15 protein-coding genes and 1 riboswitch are annotated in these 14,760 nt (G+C 37.6%); of the genes, 6 read left to right on the top strand and 9 right to left on the bottom strand.

Going from position 1 to position 14,760, the window contains the following annotated elements; genetic code table 11:
- Positions 1-269: 269 nt before the first annotated feature.
- The 3 genes from FG390_RS16045 to FG390_RS07730 all read left to right on the top strand — a co-directional run bounded on the left by FG390_RS16045 (position 270) and on the right by FG390_RS07730 (position 2,289).
- The gene (locus tag FG390_RS16045) at positions 270-515 is read left to right on the top strand and encodes a hypothetical protein (protein WP_246092690.1); all 246 of its coding nucleotides are present in this window, start codon (positions 270-272) and stop codon (positions 513-515) included.
- Positions 499-1,749, top strand: a complete 1,251-nt coding sequence (locus FG390_RS07735) for an amidase (protein ID WP_258311624.1) — start codon at positions 499-501, stop codon at positions 1,747-1,749. Before FG390_RS16045 ends, FG390_RS07735 begins: the two co-directional genes overlap by 17 nt.
- Positions 1,750-2,106: 357 nt before the next feature.
- Positions 2,107-2,289, top strand: coding sequence for a cold-shock protein (locus FG390_RS07730; protein ID WP_141190485.1), 183 nt, complete (start codon positions 2,107-2,109; stop codon positions 2,287-2,289).
- A gap of 298 nt (positions 2,290-2,587) precedes the next feature.
- Here FG390_RS07730 and FG390_RS07725 read toward each other — a convergent pair whose 3' ends face one another.
- The 6 genes from FG390_RS07725 to FG390_RS07700 are packed head-to-tail and all read right to left on the bottom strand — an operon-like array spanning position 2,588 to position 9,241.
- A complete protein-coding gene (locus FG390_RS07725; RefSeq protein ID WP_246092695.1) occupies positions 2,588-3,286 on the bottom strand; it encodes an ECF transporter S component in 699 nt (232 codons plus the stop codon).
- The gene (locus FG390_RS07720; RefSeq protein ID WP_141190454.1) at positions 3,262-4,929 is read right to left on the bottom strand and encodes an ABC transporter ATP-binding protein; all 1,668 of its coding nucleotides are present in this window, start codon (positions 4,927-4,929) and stop codon (positions 3,262-3,264) included. Before FG390_RS07720 ends, FG390_RS07725 begins: the two co-directional genes overlap by 25 nt.
- Complete coding sequence (locus FG390_RS07715; protein ID WP_181406425.1) at positions 4,902-5,795, bottom strand: energy-coupling factor transporter transmembrane component T; 894 nt, start codon at positions 5,793-5,795, stop codon at positions 4,902-4,904. Before FG390_RS07715 ends, FG390_RS07720 begins: the two co-directional genes overlap by 28 nt.
- An 8-nt stretch (positions 5,796-5,803) precedes the next feature.
- Positions 5,804-6,634, bottom strand: coding sequence for a DUF4430 domain-containing protein (locus FG390_RS07710; RefSeq protein ID WP_181406424.1), 831 nt, complete (start codon positions 6,632-6,634; stop codon positions 5,804-5,806).
- A 2-nt stretch (positions 6,635-6,636) separates the two neighbouring features.
- Positions 6,637-7,206: a class D sortase, LPxTATN-specific gene (srtD, locus tag FG390_RS07705; protein WP_219995048.1), complete on the bottom strand. Its 570-nt coding sequence runs from the start codon at positions 7,204-7,206 to the stop codon at positions 6,637-6,639.
- Positions 7,196-9,241, bottom strand: coding sequence for a DUF4430 domain-containing protein (locus FG390_RS07700; protein ID WP_181406423.1), 2,046 nt, complete (start codon positions 9,239-9,241; stop codon positions 7,196-7,198). Before FG390_RS07700 ends, srtD begins: the two co-directional genes overlap by 11 nt.
- Positions 9,242-9,380: 139 nt before the next feature.
- A riboswitch (cobalamin riboswitch) is annotated at positions 9,381-9,578 on the bottom strand.
- A gap of 266 nt (positions 9,579-9,844) precedes the next feature.
- On the opposite strand from FG390_RS07700, the gene FG390_RS07695 reads away from it, so the two are divergent.
- The gene (locus FG390_RS07695; RefSeq protein WP_141190449.1) at positions 9,845-9,982 is read left to right on the top strand and encodes a small, acid-soluble spore protein L; all 138 of its coding nucleotides are present in this window, start codon (positions 9,845-9,847) and stop codon (positions 9,980-9,982) included.
- A 118-nt stretch (positions 9,983-10,100) separates the two neighbouring features.
- On the top strand, positions 10,101-10,670 hold the full coding sequence (locus FG390_RS07690; RefSeq protein ID WP_181406422.1) for a YitT family protein: 570 nt from the start codon (positions 10,101-10,103) through the stop codon (positions 10,668-10,670).
- Between the two features lie 7 nt (positions 10,671-10,677).
- Here FG390_RS07690 and FG390_RS07685 read toward each other — a convergent pair whose 3' ends face one another.
- Positions 10,678-10,938 carry a hypothetical protein gene (locus tag FG390_RS07685; RefSeq protein ID WP_141190447.1) on the bottom strand — a complete coding sequence of 87 codons (261 nt, stop codon included), beginning with the start codon at positions 10,936-10,938 and terminating at the stop codon, positions 10,678-10,680.
- 478 nt (positions 10,939-11,416) lie between these two features.
- Between FG390_RS07685 and FG390_RS07680 the strand changes: the two genes are divergently transcribed.
- The gene (locus FG390_RS07680; RefSeq protein WP_141190446.1) at positions 11,417-11,932 is read left to right on the top strand and encodes a hypothetical protein; all 516 of its coding nucleotides are present in this window, start codon (positions 11,417-11,419) and stop codon (positions 11,930-11,932) included.
- A gap of 86 nt (positions 11,933-12,018) precedes the next feature.
- Here the strand turns inward: FG390_RS07680 and FG390_RS07675 are convergent, their stop codons facing one another.
- Complete coding sequence (locus FG390_RS07675) at positions 12,019-13,344, bottom strand: (Fe-S)-binding protein (protein ID WP_141190445.1); 1,326 nt, start codon at positions 13,342-13,344, stop codon at positions 12,019-12,021.
- The gene (glcD, locus tag FG390_RS07670; RefSeq protein WP_141190444.1) at positions 13,341-14,753 is read right to left on the bottom strand and encodes a glycolate oxidase subunit GlcD; all 1,413 of its coding nucleotides are present in this window, start codon (positions 14,751-14,753) and stop codon (positions 13,341-13,343) included. Before glcD ends, FG390_RS07675 begins: the two co-directional genes overlap by 4 nt.
- Positions 14,754-14,760: the final 7 nt, after the last annotated feature.

Genomic DNA, 14,760 nt, shown 5'->3' with positions numbered 1-14,760 from the left:
AAATTTATTTCTTTATTATAGTATATTAAAAATAGAGCATAAATTGCCACTTTTTTATTAAAAAATCAAAAAATTTAAGGAGGTACTTCCCTTGAGTTCAGAATTATATTCCGCTAATGAATTATTAGAGGTTGTTCAAAAAGTCACCAAATGATAAGCTGCGAATCTCGGTCGCCCACTTGTTTTTCCGGTCCTCATGTAGAAAATTAAAGAGGATCTTCAACTAAAATCGCTCACGTCCTGTGGCGGGCGCCTGAAGCTACCACATCATGTGGAATGCCGGTCCTCAAAACGGCGCCGCCTTGATCTTCTTGATTCTAATTTGTCACCTTTTTGAACACGCACTATTAAGAAGATACAAAAGTAAAACCTTGTCTCCTCTTGAATATATTCAAAATTTATTTGACCGTATTGAGCTTATTAATCCTAAAATAAATGCCTTTGTCACATTAAATAAAGAAAAAGCTCTAAATCAAGCTAAACAGGCTGAATGTATTTATGAAAAAAAACGATAAAGCCAGGCCACTTGAGGGCGTCCCAATTGCCATTAAGGATTTAACAAATACCAAAGGACTTCGTACAACATATGGCTGCCTCTTTTATAAGGATCATATACCGAAAAGAGATGCAAGTATCGTCCATCGTTTGAAAGAAGCAGGAGGCATTATTATAGGTAAAACAAATACACCTGAATTTGGCCATACCGGAACGACAACAAATCGGCTTTTTGGACCGTCTCGAAATCCTTGGGACCTGACAAAAGCGACCGGAGGATCAAGCGGAGGTTCTGCTGCGGCAGTTGCTGCTGGTTTAGTCCCTTTAGCCGAAGGAAGTGATGGGGGAGGTTTAATACGTATACCATCGAGTTTTTGTGGTGTCTACGGTTTTAAACCTACCTTTGGAAGAATTCCAATGGATAACCATCTTGATGGTATCTTTGGCAACCATGAGCCTTTTATACATTATGGTGTCATTGGCCGGCATGTAGACGATATTGCTTTAATGTTTGATGTCGTTCAAGGTGATGTCGTGACTGATCCTTTTTCACTACCTAAGATGCAAGATTTTGCAAGCCATTTAATAAAGCTAAATAATCGAGATTTTCGGATTGGATGGACAAGCGATTTTGGAATTTATACTCTTGATGAAGAGGTTAGTAACCTCTTTTTTGATACTTTATCAAAACTTGAGCGACTTGGAATAACAGTTGAACATGTGAACATCAATATGAAGAAAACACTGCCTGAGTATATTACCTATTTTGAATCGTTATGGACATGTGGTTTAGCTGCCGGCAGAGGAGAATTTACGGAGAAATATCGGGATCAATTACCTGAAACTTTGCTTACTATGATTGAACGAGGGAAACAATTATCGGCGGTAGAATTCAAATCATTAGAAACATATCGGGCCTATCTTTATCATATGATGGAATCTCACTTTCAAACCTATGACATTCTGATATCACCAACACTTGCGGTACCTCCGTTTGATTACGATCAGGAAGGCCCTTTTCATATAAATGGTAAGAAAATCAAACGGGATTCAGACTGGGTCATGACGCAATTGTATAATTTAACTGGTGAACCCGCGATATCCATCCCCATTGGTTTTACAGAAAAAACAAAATTACCAGTTGGCATTCAGGCAGCAGCAAGGCGTTTAGATGATGTTCGCCTCCTTCAATTTGCCAAATTATTAGAAGATTATTTTCAAATTCCAACTTTAGCTCAGCAAAACCATCATTAAAAGTGCTTGTTCAAAAAGGTGACAAACGAAAAGGGTTACTGGCTAAGTACGCTGGCATCCTGCAAGAAACGCCAGTTACTTGCCCGTCCTGGGTGTTGGAAGGCTAAGAGCGGCGCAGTTCCCGAGGACCAGCATTCCTCGCGTTGTGGTAGCTTCAGGCGCCCGCCACAGGACGTGAGCGGTTTTAGCCAGCGATCCTCTCGTATCCACTACATGAGGACCGGAAAAACAAGCGGGCGACCGAGATTCGCAAGTTATCATTTGGTGACTTTTTGAACAACCTCTAAAAATCGAGTTTTTTTATTTTTTTGTAAAATAGGTTATAATAGTAGTAGTATCGAGGAAGGGATGATCGAATTGGCATTTAATAAAGGTCCGCAAGAACCAATACCTGAAGCAAAAACAGACGTTTGGTCATGTACAAATGATTCATGCTCAGGTTGGATGAGAGATAAGTTTTCCTTTGAGGAAGAGCCTACATGTCCTTTGTGTCAATCAAAAATGGAAAAAGAAACACGTGTCCTTCCAGTGATCGACTAATCTTCAATTCTTTTGAAGATAAATTAAAACTTCCATCAGTGTGGGTTTTCGACGCACAGGATGTGCTAGTGCAGACGTTGCGACAGGACATCGCGTTTTTAGCCTGCGTTATCCCCCACTGATGGTAAGCCTGAACCAATCGACCTTTACGGGCAGTTGACCCCCACCCATCTTCTTTGTATACTCAGAATCGTCTTGAGGTGGGGGGTTGACTAGCCGTTAAGGCGGGATAACAGCTCCACTATTGTCTAGTGACAAAGTGGAGCTAAATTATGTCTTCATCCTAACGATGAGTCGTTTATTTATTCATTTGTGTATCATCCAATAGGCGATATTTAATTTTAAACCGAGACAAAATTTTAATCCAACTTTTACCGAATAGAGCAAGAAAGAAAACATTAGAGATTGCATGGGCGAGGTCAAAATAAAAACTCGATAGATAATAACTCATTATCATCGACCAAGTCCACTCATGACCCATTAAGATGATCCATAAATTCATAATCCAACCAAAAAGGAATCCTGCTAAAAACCCAAAGACACATAAAACAATACGAGAACGTAAGATTTTTGTTTGACCTAAGAAACCAGCTAAAACACCAATCAGTCCCCACGCATACATTTGCCATATGGTCCATGGACCTTGTCCAAGAAATAGATTTGAAACAAAGGCACTCAACGTTCCTATGATGAAGCCACTTTCCGGACCAAAAACGACACTGCTGACAATAATGACAAAGGTCACAGGCTGAACACTTGGAAATGCAGAAAATGGAACACGACTCAAACCTGCAATAGCCGCAAGTACACCAATTAAGACGACTTCACGACCCGATATATGACGGACCTCAAATCGAATAAAGAATGGTGCAGCCGTCCCTATGATAAATAAAGAAATCCAAAAGTACAGATGCTCTGGCCAAATAAACTCCGATAAAATTAAGACTCCTGACAGGCTTATAAGAAATAGGATTAATAAGGTTTTTGTACGTGCCACTTCATTTTAGCCTCCTCAAGATTCAAAACATGCGGGATCCCTCGTTGACGCGTCATACGATTAATGGCGGTCGTATAGAAGTGATTATGTTTAAAAAAGTCTTTAGCTTCTTCCACTTCTGACATCCCTCCACGAAACATCATGCCACTTCGTTTGGCATGTTTGCTTGCAAATTCAATATCATGTGTGACCAATACAATGGATTTTCCCTTTTTATTAATCTCCAATAAACATTCAGCAAATAAGTCTTTAACAAAAGGATCAAGCCCTTTTGTTGGTTCATCGATAAGAATGATGTCGGGATCCGTCAATAAAATACATGCTAATACGGCTTTTTGGAGCTCTCCACCACTTAAATCATAGATATGACGATCTTGAACATTATGAAGGGAGAAATGATGTAACCATTCATTTATTTTTTCTTTTGCCGATGGGATTTCATATCTTTGAACAAGATCATTCATTTCCTTTTTTAACGTGTCTTGAATAAAATAAAATTTGGGGTTTTGTGGACAATAACCTAGGACTCGACGATCTATTTTTTTTAGATTCTGATGTTTGTAGTAAACATTGCCCTCTTGAGGTTTTAAAATTCCACTGAGAATCTTCAATAAGGTTGATTTACCTGAACCATTACCACCGACGATCGCTAGAAAATCTTCTTGATAAATAGCGAGATCTAAATGCTCAATGATTTGTTTCCCTTTGCGATGATATTTAAATGATATATTTTTAGCTTGGAGAATTGCATCATTGATCATGACTTCTTGATCTTTTCGAACTTCCATCTCATGAATATGTAACGATCTTAACCATGTTCGGCCTTCATTGACATTTAAAGGAATCAGGTCCCTTTCTGGTTGAGGATCAAATGTTAAGTACAGTTCGGCTATATTAGGCAGCCACTCTTTCATATCTTTAATGTTTTCATCTTTAGACTGCCATAAATGATATAGCACCTCTCTTGGGGTGTCATTATATACGATTTGTCCATGATTCATAAAAATCATTCGATCACACAAGTCATATACGTGTTCAAGACGGTGTTCAACGAGAATAATGGTTATGCCAAGTTCTTGATTTAAATGATAGAGCAAATCAAAAAAGTCTTTAGTTGATATGGGATCCAGTTGACTCGTCGGTTCATCTAAAAGAATGATCTTAGGATTTAATAAAAGAACTGAGGCAATATTTAACAATTGCTTTTGTCCACCTGTAAGTTCATCGATAGGATAATCCATCCATGCCTCGATACCAAAATAATGAACAAGTTCTGCCAATCTTTTCTTTATTTCTGAACGCTTTAATCCTATATTTTCTAATCCAAAGACGAGTTCTTGTTCAACATGATCCATCACAATTTGATTATCTGGATCTTGAAAAACAAATCCAACGGCCTGTGCCATTTCCCTTTTTGGATACATATCTATGGACTTGTTATCAACATAAATAGAGCCTGTTTTATCACCTATAGGTTGAATAACCGGCTTTAAGTGCCTTAGTAAGGTCGACTTTCCGCATCCTGTAGGACCTGTAAGCAAAACAAATTCACCTGAATTTACGGTAAATGATAGATCTTTAAGGATGGATTCATCTTCATTTGGATAGTTAAATGTTAAGTTTTCAACTTGTAAAAGTACCATCGAATCCGCTCTCTTCCTTCAATAAAAAATGGACAACTAAAATATACCAAACTTAAAACTATAAGCCATATGGCTTGCCCCTTTGGAAATAAGGATTCATCAAGTGTGATCATTGTGTAACCAAAGAAAGGTGTATCAGGATAAAACTGACGTCGCAAGATAAAATACATCAAAATTAAAGCAAAAAAGATGAGGCACCAAAAGGTATCTTTTCGATTAAATCGATAACTGACATAAGACGTTCTTTTTCTATCTAGACCAAAACCTCTAGATTCCATTGAATCAGCTGTTTGCAAAGCCTCTTCTAAAGAAAAGGTAAGAAGCAATTGAATAAGCATGATGCCATGGCGAAGACGCCCCCGAAAACGGCCTGTTGTGATAGATAGACCTTTCATGTCCTGCACGTGCTTAATTTCTATGAACCTTTTCCTAAGTAGAGGCATGAAACGAAGTGTAATGACCGTAAGCAACGTAAAGCGAGGGACAACCTTGCCAAAAAGAAAGAGAATTTTACCTGTTGTTAAGATGAGATTAAGTGATGTAAAGATCAAGATTAAGCATAGGATACTAGCTCCCATGATCAGCCCACGAATAACCGCTTCTAACATGATTGGATTTTTCCCAAGATAGAACAGTGGATGTGTTCCACGATGATTCATCAATACATTAATGACAAAAATGACTAAACTCATCCATCCTTGTTGAATAAAAAAAGAAAAAACTCGAAATCGAGGATCTTGCCATTTATTAATCAATACGAGCATGACGAGGCAACCAATAGTTAAAGGTAAAGATTGAATGGACATAACTAAAATAAAAGCACCAAAATAGAATAAAAAAGATGTCACGGGGTGGTAATTTGACATGGCGCGCATTACTTCTTCACGTCCTGATCCGTCCTATAATTTTCTGTATAGATCCACGTTATCGAATCACCGTTAGAAACCGTTACGGCTCCAGAACTACGGGAGAGAAGAGTACCGTTTTTCTTTACCATCCAACCGCTCATTGGGCCATGGTCAAATTCATACAAATTATTAATACCTTCTACATAAGTTGACGAACCAGATCCAGTCACACTGTACTGTATATGCTTTTCTTTCAGATATTTAACCGTCGCCGTAATAAGGGTCATTTTTTCATTGATTGGTACGTTGGCCTTATTTACGAAGGTTCCCATTTTTTTATCACCCACAATGGTTAGTGATACCGATTTTGTCACTTTGTTCTTTACTGGAGCTGGGGATGAACTCTTTTGAGTAGATTGGACCGTGCTCTTTGAAGGTTCTTCGGGTGCTTTTTTATCGACCTCTTTACTTTTAGTTGTTGAAGTATTAGTTGAAGTGGCCGATTTTGACTTACTTGTTGTGACTGGTTTTTTGTCTGTAGGTTGTTGACTTTGATCTTGAGTTGTTTTTTGGTTTTCTTGAGTCGATTGCTGTGTTGTTTTCTGTTCTTTTGTGTCTTTTGTATCTTCTTTAGGCTTGCTTTCTGATTGTTCAGAAGCCATAGATTCTTTAGGTTGGTCATTCTTTTTAACAGTTTGCTCATCTGTTGCTTTTTTATTTTGTTGTTGTTGATCTTGATGTGTTTGAGTCATTGGCTCTGACTTTGTTTCACTCTTATCTTGTCCACATCCAATAAGTAAAATTGGAATTAACATGAACGCGAATAATCCAAGTAATACTTTTATTTTAACCATCATTATCACTCCTGATCTGGTATCGCATAGATAATATATCTTTTGGGTGCATTTCCAATATAGGAAAACGGATAACATGTAGTTAGGACAAGTTCTTCATGCGGCTTGGTGGAATGGATAATGGATGTATCTTCGCTTGACACAATTTTCATCCTTTGAATTATATATTTAAATTCACCATAGTCTAACTTAACAATTAAAGAATCTCCCTTTTTCAATTCACCAACATGTCGAAAGACCGTATCACGGTGACCTGATAAAACGATTTGATCGTGCATGGCAGGAAATGATGTTCCCGCTACATGGCCTACTCCCTTTGCTAGATCATCGGGATTGGCTCCTTCTACAATCGGTAACACCTTTTTTAATTTCGGAATGGTTAACATAGCAAAACCATCTCCTTTTTTAGGTGCATAAGACCCCAGGGTCACATTCTTAGTTTTTGATTGAGTGAGTGACGATTGGATATGATTTAATGTCACCCTTTCATGATACCGAGTCGATAGCATTTGAAAGCCGGCATATAACATAATGCCAGCTCCCAAGATGCAGAGAATCAATGCTTTATTTTTCATGAACATGTCTTCTTCTATTAATCCAATAAAAAATCAATCCAGTGATAAAAATAATAAAACCTATAGCAAACATATTTGGTGTATTAGTGGCTGTATTAGGTAGCTCCCTTTGTGTTTGAGAGGCTTTATTATCACTTTTTGAAGCTTGTTCTGGACTAGTTGATTCATGTTTACCTAATGTTTTAGGTGAAGATGAACGTTGATCGTCAGCTCGTTCATCAGAGTTAGCGAGTTTAGTTGATTTAGTTGGTTTAGTTGGTTTAGTTGATTTAGTTGATTTAGAACTATTTTTTGATGATGTACTTACACTCACTTTTGACGGAACTTGGAATTGGTAGATCGACAACTGATCTTTATTTAAAAATTTGTTAAAAGCCGCCAATGCTTCAAGCCCTTGTTCGGTCGCTATGGAATCAGCACTCTGTCCTTTTTGGTGAGCAAAGCCCCCATTTTTTGTTTGATAACCCATAAGGAAAGTCATTGGATTTCCTTTAGCTTTAGTAAATGATTCTCCTTGTGGGTCAACTCCTACCGATGACAATCCGATAATGGCTTGAGCGGTTGATTCACTGGTTTCACCTAAAATTGAATCTTTAAATCCTCCATCATCAGCTTGTACACTAGCCAAATAATGAACCGCATGATCGATTGAAGCAGCGACGTCTTTTTGCGATTGATACGGCGCGAGTGCTGTAAGCACAAGCCCTGTCATATCCACTTGTCCACTTTTATCTCCATCATTTAAAACCCAGAAACCTTGTTTCGTTTGTTTATTAAGTATGGCATGAATCAAACGATCACGTGTCCACGTTGCGCTTTTTGGTACGTTATAATGTCCGCTATCTAATGCAAGTAGACCAAAGACCGCGCCATTTAGTCCTTGCCTCATCATTTGATTAGAACTCGCATGAAACAACTTTTGAACGAGTGGATAGCCTTCTATTGACGTCGCATTCAACCCCGCTGCGGAGGCACCAATAATGAGTCTTTCAATATCTGTGATTTTACGAAACTCGCCATGATGGTCTTTGACTTCTTGGCGAATAAGTTCAGAAAAATGGGATGGTAATTTATTTCCCGATTGTTTTATTCCTATGGCTTCCCAAGTTGTATTGATTCCATTCGTTTGTATATAATTTTTCGTGGATTGAATGGCTTTATGAATTTGGGTTTTATCCACTTTTTCAACTTGCTTCGAAGACCCATTGTTACTTTGATTTCCTGCTTCATTCTCATTCGTTTGATCTTGATCTTGACTTTGATCATCACTGTCGCCAATGGTTCCCCATGTATCAACTTTAAATGTGACCCTATCATTTGGATTTAATGTATGCTGGGAAACACCATCTTGAGCCACTTGATCATTGACAAGAAAGCTCCAAAACTCACCACCTGTTGATGTTGTTTGAAGTTCTTGATTTCCAATATTATTGATAAAGTAGCTTCCAAATGAATCTGAATAAGTTGCATCAAGTGGAATATTTTTTTCTGTTGTCACCCAGTTTAAAAGATCATATGCTGTAGCGGGTCCAGCTGACTTTTCACGGTAGGCGGTTGTTTCATTAAGTATCGCATCTTTCTTACCTTTTATTTCAAGTTTATAAGGCATATCCTTTGTAAAGTCGTTTGTGAGTTCCAGATTAATTTGATCATTCGCTTTGATCGGTTCAACACCAACGCTTTTATCCAATGACCAGCCATTCTTATAGGCCATCCAATAATAATCTGACTCACTTTTATTAGGTCTGTCACCTATTGTTTGGATATAAGCACTTTCACCTTGACCTGAAACATTTAGTGTTAAATTATGATCTTTTGTCACTTTCTGTATAACATCAAGAACAGTACTATTTTTCGGTACATTTAGTGGATATTTTTGTCCATTTAAGTCTAGATTGACAGGAATCTGAGATTGTTCTTCAGTTTGTGTAGCACTTGTTTCTGCGTTTGCAGTATGTGGCAGTCCTATAATTAACTGTGATACGAATAATATAGCAATGAGCCATCCATAACTTATTTTCTTTAATTTTTCCATCCTAACACCCCTCATTAACAACAAATATCAAGCATTTTTATAAGTGCAAAAAAAAATATCCCTCTATAGGGACCCTAAAAAAACGAATATGACACCTTGACGGTTAACCGCTTCTTTAAAACCTCCTATCCTCGTAGGTTCTTGGTTTGTAAAAAAGGCAGGTCTCCTGGCTCATGATCATCGTATTCTTTTCCTTCCCATCATTCAATTTGACAGTGGATAACAAAGAACACTCACATATACAGTGGCGGGACCGCTTCGGATTTTCACCGAATTCCCTTTTCATGACAGTATCCATTCTTATTTGAATCTATCAACCTTTTTTAACGTATTAAACTAACCTCATCATATGCTAGCTTCATAAGTCCGTCAAGTTGAAAAGTGATCATATAACTAGACTTCAGTCAGTGGATTGTACCTTTTACAGGCCATTGTTGATTCAACCCTTACCTTCCCTCTCAACTGATAGCCATAGGTCAAAACACCTGTAAATTCTGTACGTCTTCAGGCTTAATATCCTTCCTGAATAAATACGTTATTTATGTATGAATGACTTAAAAAATGCACACGCTATGGTTTAGGTTTATTGGAAGGAGGATTGAAATGCCAAATAAAGAATTTCGATCAAATAAAGGTAAAGTGGGTTCAAGCGTTGATCCGACCGGCCATCCTGAAGGCAGTCACGAGAGACCAAAAACACAGCTAGAAGAACAAGCTCAAAAGAAAAATGGAAGAAGTTAAAACATTGAACCATGGAAAAAATCCATGGTTCCTTTCTTTCTATATAATCATACTTCTAACTAGACAAGCCGATGAATATGCTATAACAACTGTACAATTTTTAAAAAGAGGTTTATCTATGGTCAAATTCCTTATAATGTTAGTAGGAAGCATTCTCGTTGCTGTCGGGATTAACGCTTGTATTGTACCATACCACCTATTAGATGGGGGTATTATTGGTGTTGGTCTAATTATAAAATATACGTTAGGACTTAATGCTGGCTTAACCATTATCGTTTTTAATTTTCCTATTTATTTTTTTGCATGGCGGTATTATCGTTCTTACTTCTATGATAGTATATATGGATTTCTTATGACTTCCATCCTAATTGATGTCCTATCTCCAATTTCAGATTATATTACGTTATCACTTGCAACAAGTGCCGTATTAGGAGGTAGTTTGATAGGTCTGGGCACCGGTCTAATGCTTCGATTTAAAATCTGTACTGAAGGAATCGATCTTTTAGCTCAATTTATCTCCCTTAAAACATCTTTAAATATTGGCTTACTTATTTTTTTTATGGATCTAAATATTTTATTACTAGGCAATAGGCTTATAGGTGGTAACCTATTTTACTCCATTGTTGCTATCACCTTTGTTGGCCTAGGAACCACACTGTCGACTTTAACTCAAAAAGAACTGGTATAATGATAGACTACCAAATGAGTCCAAGTGCCAAAATAAGGGCAATAGATCCTAACGCAATTCCATAACCATAACCATAGCCGTATCCATAGCCAGGTCCCCAAAAAAAGAGTCCAGGTCCATTGTTTACTGAGTTTGGATTAAAATCATTCATTGGTTTGATATAAACATGGTGATGATCCACCTTAGTAATCGTACCTCGGTGTATAGAGCCATCATGACAGTGAATTTCGACATTTTGATTCATATATTTTTTACATAGTTCATACATTGACTTTTCATAACCTCCTCATTTTTTTACTTTAGATAATTGAGTACTTATGGTTAACCTATTCTAAAATCGCGTTATCGTATAGGAAGATGTCCTCATTTCTTTAAAATAGGAATTTGTCCACACTCTTTCTGATATAGTAAAATGATGACAATGATAAATATCACCTGAATAAAGCTCTACCATTAATTTACTTATCTATTCAAAAAGATAGGTTTCCATTACATGAAAATTCCTTACTATGATGTTAAAATAAAAGTTAAAGTGAAACTTCGGTGCATCTTTAGATTTGGTTCTTTTCTAAGAGATTGTGGATAGTCGTTTTTGGCTAGGCAAAAACAACTGTGTTTATGAAAAAAGCCTTAGTTTTATTACTATGAATGGCATTTATGACTACTGCATATAAAATTGATTCCTTGCCGTCAATCGTGGAAAATTTGACTACCAGTCAATTAAGTTCTTGAAGAGGAGATAGAATATGATAGATCCTACCATGTTTGATAATTTGAAGGTTGTTCTTGAAGGAATCATCTATGATTTTGAAATGGACGATAGGTTAACAATTCTTGATCGAACAGACAGCATCGATCTTGCAAAATTAAAAAAATCATACATTGTCGATTTTAAAAGATTAAGAGGAAAAACGAGTGTGACACTTGCTATGACAGCTGATTTGCAAACACTCGCCTCAGAAATACTTGAAGAGGATATGACTGATCTTGCTTGTCATTTTCAATTAACTTTTCATACACCAATTAAAAATCCTAAAACAGATTGCGAAGCCCTATTATTTATCATCAATAAGCATTGGAGGCAGTTTCATCCAACGATAACACAACGCATTTCCTATATTTACCCGGGACACCTTCATTATTCAAATGCCATTCAATTAAAATTCGATGATGGTTTAACAGAAGAGAATATCGATGATTTACATTCAATTATGACCAGCGTTGTTGAAACATTAAATAGTATTGATTTAATTTTTAAATAAACGGATACTTAAAATCATAAATAAAGGGAGCGAATGTGAAAACATTGGCTCCCTTCTATTCATGTATATAAGATTTAATCAACTTTTCATGACTCGTTAAGAGCTTCTAACAAGAGATCGACAATATGTACAGCCCTCACTCTGCCAGTAAGACCTTCTCTTTCGATACCAAGCTTCATTTGAAGTAAGCAGCCTGGATTAGCAGTGACGATGGTTGTCGCTTTCGTCTCCTTTACATGTTCCATTTTGTGATCTAAAATTTGCATCGACATATCCGGTTCAACGATGTTATAAATGCCTGCCGAACCACAACAACGATCAGCCCCTTCCATTTCTTTGAAAGTGACCCCGCCTATGGCTTTAAGTAATTTTCTCGGTTCGTCGTATGTCCTCATAACATTTCTTAAATGGCAAGAATCTTGATACGTCACGATCTGATCCGGTAGTCTTAAATGTTGATGATGAAATTGAAGATCAACTAAAATTGCCGAAATATCTTTCAATTTGGAGACAAAATATTTAGCACGATCGGCCCATTCCGGTTCATCTTTAAGTAAATGATCATATCCAATAAGAAAAGCTCCGCACCCTCCTGCATTGGTAATAATATAATCGGCCTGTACTTGCTCAAATGCTTCAATGTTTTGTTTCGCCATCTGCTTTGCTCTCTCTTTCTCACCGCTGTGTCCGTGGAGTGCCCCGCAACAAATTTGACCTTCAGGAACAACAACTTCACAACCGACTTTTTGTAATAGAGAGATCGTCGCATTATTGGTTTCTAAGAACATCGTATCCATGAGACAGCCAGTAAAGAAAGCGACCGTTGCTTTTTTTACGACTTCCGGTTCAAAGTGCCTGAGGCGATGTTTCATTTCTTTTCTTTTTGGTACAGGGGGCAACACTTTTTCCATTGTGGCCATACTTTCTGGAAATAGTTCCATAAAACCAATTTTTCGTGCCACTTTTGAAAGTCCTGATCGTTGGTACATCCCAAGTAAACTACTCACATTAATCATCCGATTTTGATGTGGAAATAATCCGTCTAAGACACCTTTCCTTAACATTCTTACAGGCAATGAGTGCTTTTTATTTTGATTAATAATATCTCTTGCATCTTCTAAAAGTTCCCCGTATTTAACTCCAGAAGGACAAACTGGTTCACACGCTCGGCAACCAAGACAGAGATCAAGTGAACGTTCCACTTCTTCATCAGGTTCAATCAAACCATCCTTGACAGCTTTCATTAAGGCAATCCGTCCTCGAGGTGAATATTTTTCTTGCATGCCGGACTCGATATAAGTTGGGCAGGCTGGCAAGCAAAATCCACAACGCATACAATTTAGAAGTTCATCTTCATTCATCTTCGTCTGAAAATCGTGCTGAATGGCTTCTCTTTCTCTTGCTAACGTCATTCGGCAATCACCACTCTTTTTTTCAATTCTTTTGCAAACATTTTACCTGGATTCATAATGTTTTGTGGATCGATCGCTTCTTTTATCCCCTTCATCACAGCAATTCCTGCTTCTCCCAATTTCCATTCTAAATACGGAGATTTCATCACACCAACGCCGTGCTCTCCTGTTAGTGTTCCTCCTAGATCAATAGCTTTAGCAAATATATCAGCAAATGCAGCTTCCACTCGCTCCATCTCATCTTTATCACGAACATCTGTTAAACACGTCGGATGCAAGTTTCCATCTCCAGCATGACCAAAAGTCGATATTTTCACATTGTGTTTTATTGCAATGTCGTTGATAGCTTTCACCATGGTGGCAATTTCAGATCTTGGGACTGTTGCATCTTCCAAAATGGTTGTTGGTTTCAATCGAGCAAGAGCAGATAAAGCAGTGCGGCGTGCGGTTGTTAATTTTTCTGCTTCTTCATCAGATTTCGCAACCGTTACATCAACCGCCTGCTCACTCAAGCAAACCTCCGCAATAAGTTGAATATCCCTTGCGACAATTTCTGGTGGTCCATCTTGTTCGATAAGTAAAATGGCTTCTACATCTGTTGGCAAACCAATTTGGGCAAAATCTTCAACAGCACGTATTGTATGTTTATCTAAGAATTCTAGAGTTGTGGGGATTATACGGTTAGCTATAATTCTAGAAACACTACGAGCCGCAGCTTCGATATCTTGATAGAGTGCAAGCATGGTTTTCTTTGATTCAGGTTTCGGTATCAGCTTCAAAGTGGCTTCCGTAATAACGCCTAACGTGCCTTCTGAACCGACAAATAACCTGGTCAAATCATACCCTGCGACATCTTTGGCTAACTTACCTCCCGTATGAATCAACTCACCGTTTGGGAGAACAACTTCGAGAGCAAGAACATAATCTCTGGTCACGCCATATTTTAAACCTCTAAGACCACCAGAATTTTCACTAATATTTCCACCAATCGTTGATATTTTCATAGAACTTGGATCTGGTGGGTAAAACAATCCTACAGCTTCGACTTGACGAATCATATCTTGAGTAATTAATCCAGGTTGAACCGTAACCGTCAAATTTTCCTTATCGATTTCTAATAATTGATTCATATGCTTAAAAAGTAATACAATCCCACCTTCTATAGGACATGTGCCCCCACAAAGGTTAGAACCTGATCCCCTTGCAACAATAGGAATTTGTTCTTGGTTACATATTTTTAATATTTTACAAACATCATGTTTATCTCTAGGAGCAATAACGGCATCAGGTATTTCTTGATGGTTTGGTGTGGCATCATAAGAGTAGACTAATCTTCCGCTTATGGTGTCATCATAATTTTCGTTGCCCACTATAGCTACAAGTTGTTCTTTTATTTTGGTATTAATCATAAGCAAC

Source organism: Terrilactibacillus laevilacticus (assembly GCF_006517395.1).
GTDB classification, from domain to species: Bacteria; Bacillota; Bacilli; order Bacillales; family Sporolactobacillaceae; genus Terrilactibacillus; species Terrilactibacillus laevilacticus.
Note: the sequence above shows the minus strand (reverse complement) of the source record. Positions and strands in the feature narration are given on the sequence as shown.

Coding starts and splice junctions, on each gene's coding strand:
- FG390_RS16045 (WP_246092690.1), top strand. CDS start 270: ATGTGGAATGCCGGTCCTCAAAACGGCGCCGCCTTGATCTTCTTGATT.
- FG390_RS07735 (WP_258311624.1), top strand. CDS start 499: ATGAAAAAAAACGATAAAGCCAGGCCACTTGAGGGCGTCCCAATTGCC.
- FG390_RS07720 (WP_141190454.1), bottom strand. CDS start 4,929: ATGGTACTTTTACAAGTTGAAAACTTAACATTTAACTATCCAAATGAA.
- FG390_RS07715 (WP_181406425.1), bottom strand. CDS start 5,795: ATGTCAAATTACCACCCCGTGACATCTTTTTTATTCTATTTTGGTGCT.
- FG390_RS07710 (WP_181406424.1), bottom strand. CDS start 6,634: ATGATGGTTAAAATAAAAGTATTACTTGGATTATTCGCGTTCATGTTA.
- srtD (WP_219995048.1), bottom strand. CDS start 7,206: ATGAAAAATAAAGCATTGATTCTCTGCATCTTGGGAGCTGGCATTATG.
- FG390_RS07700 (WP_181406423.1), bottom strand. CDS start 9,241: ATGGAAAAATTAAAGAAAATAAGTTATGGATGGCTCATTGCTATATTA.
- FG390_RS07695 (WP_141190449.1), top strand. CDS start 9,845: ATGCCAAATAAAGAATTTCGATCAAATAAAGGTAAAGTGGGTTCAAGC.
- FG390_RS07690 (WP_181406422.1), top strand. CDS start 10,101: ATGGTCAAATTCCTTATAATGTTAGTAGGAAGCATTCTCGTTGCTGTC.
- FG390_RS07685 (WP_141190447.1), bottom strand. CDS start 10,938: ATGTATGAACTATGTAAAAAATATATGAATCAAAATGTCGAAATTCAC.
- FG390_RS07680 (WP_141190446.1), top strand. CDS start 11,417: ATGATAGATCCTACCATGTTTGATAATTTGAAGGTTGTTCTTGAAGGA.
- FG390_RS07675 (WP_141190445.1), bottom strand. CDS start 13,344: ATGACGTTAGCAAGAGAAAGAGAAGCCATTCAGCACGATTTTCAGACG.
- glcD (WP_141190444.1), bottom strand. CDS start 14,753: ATGATTAATACCAAAATAAAAGAACAACTTGTAGCTATAGTGGGCAAC.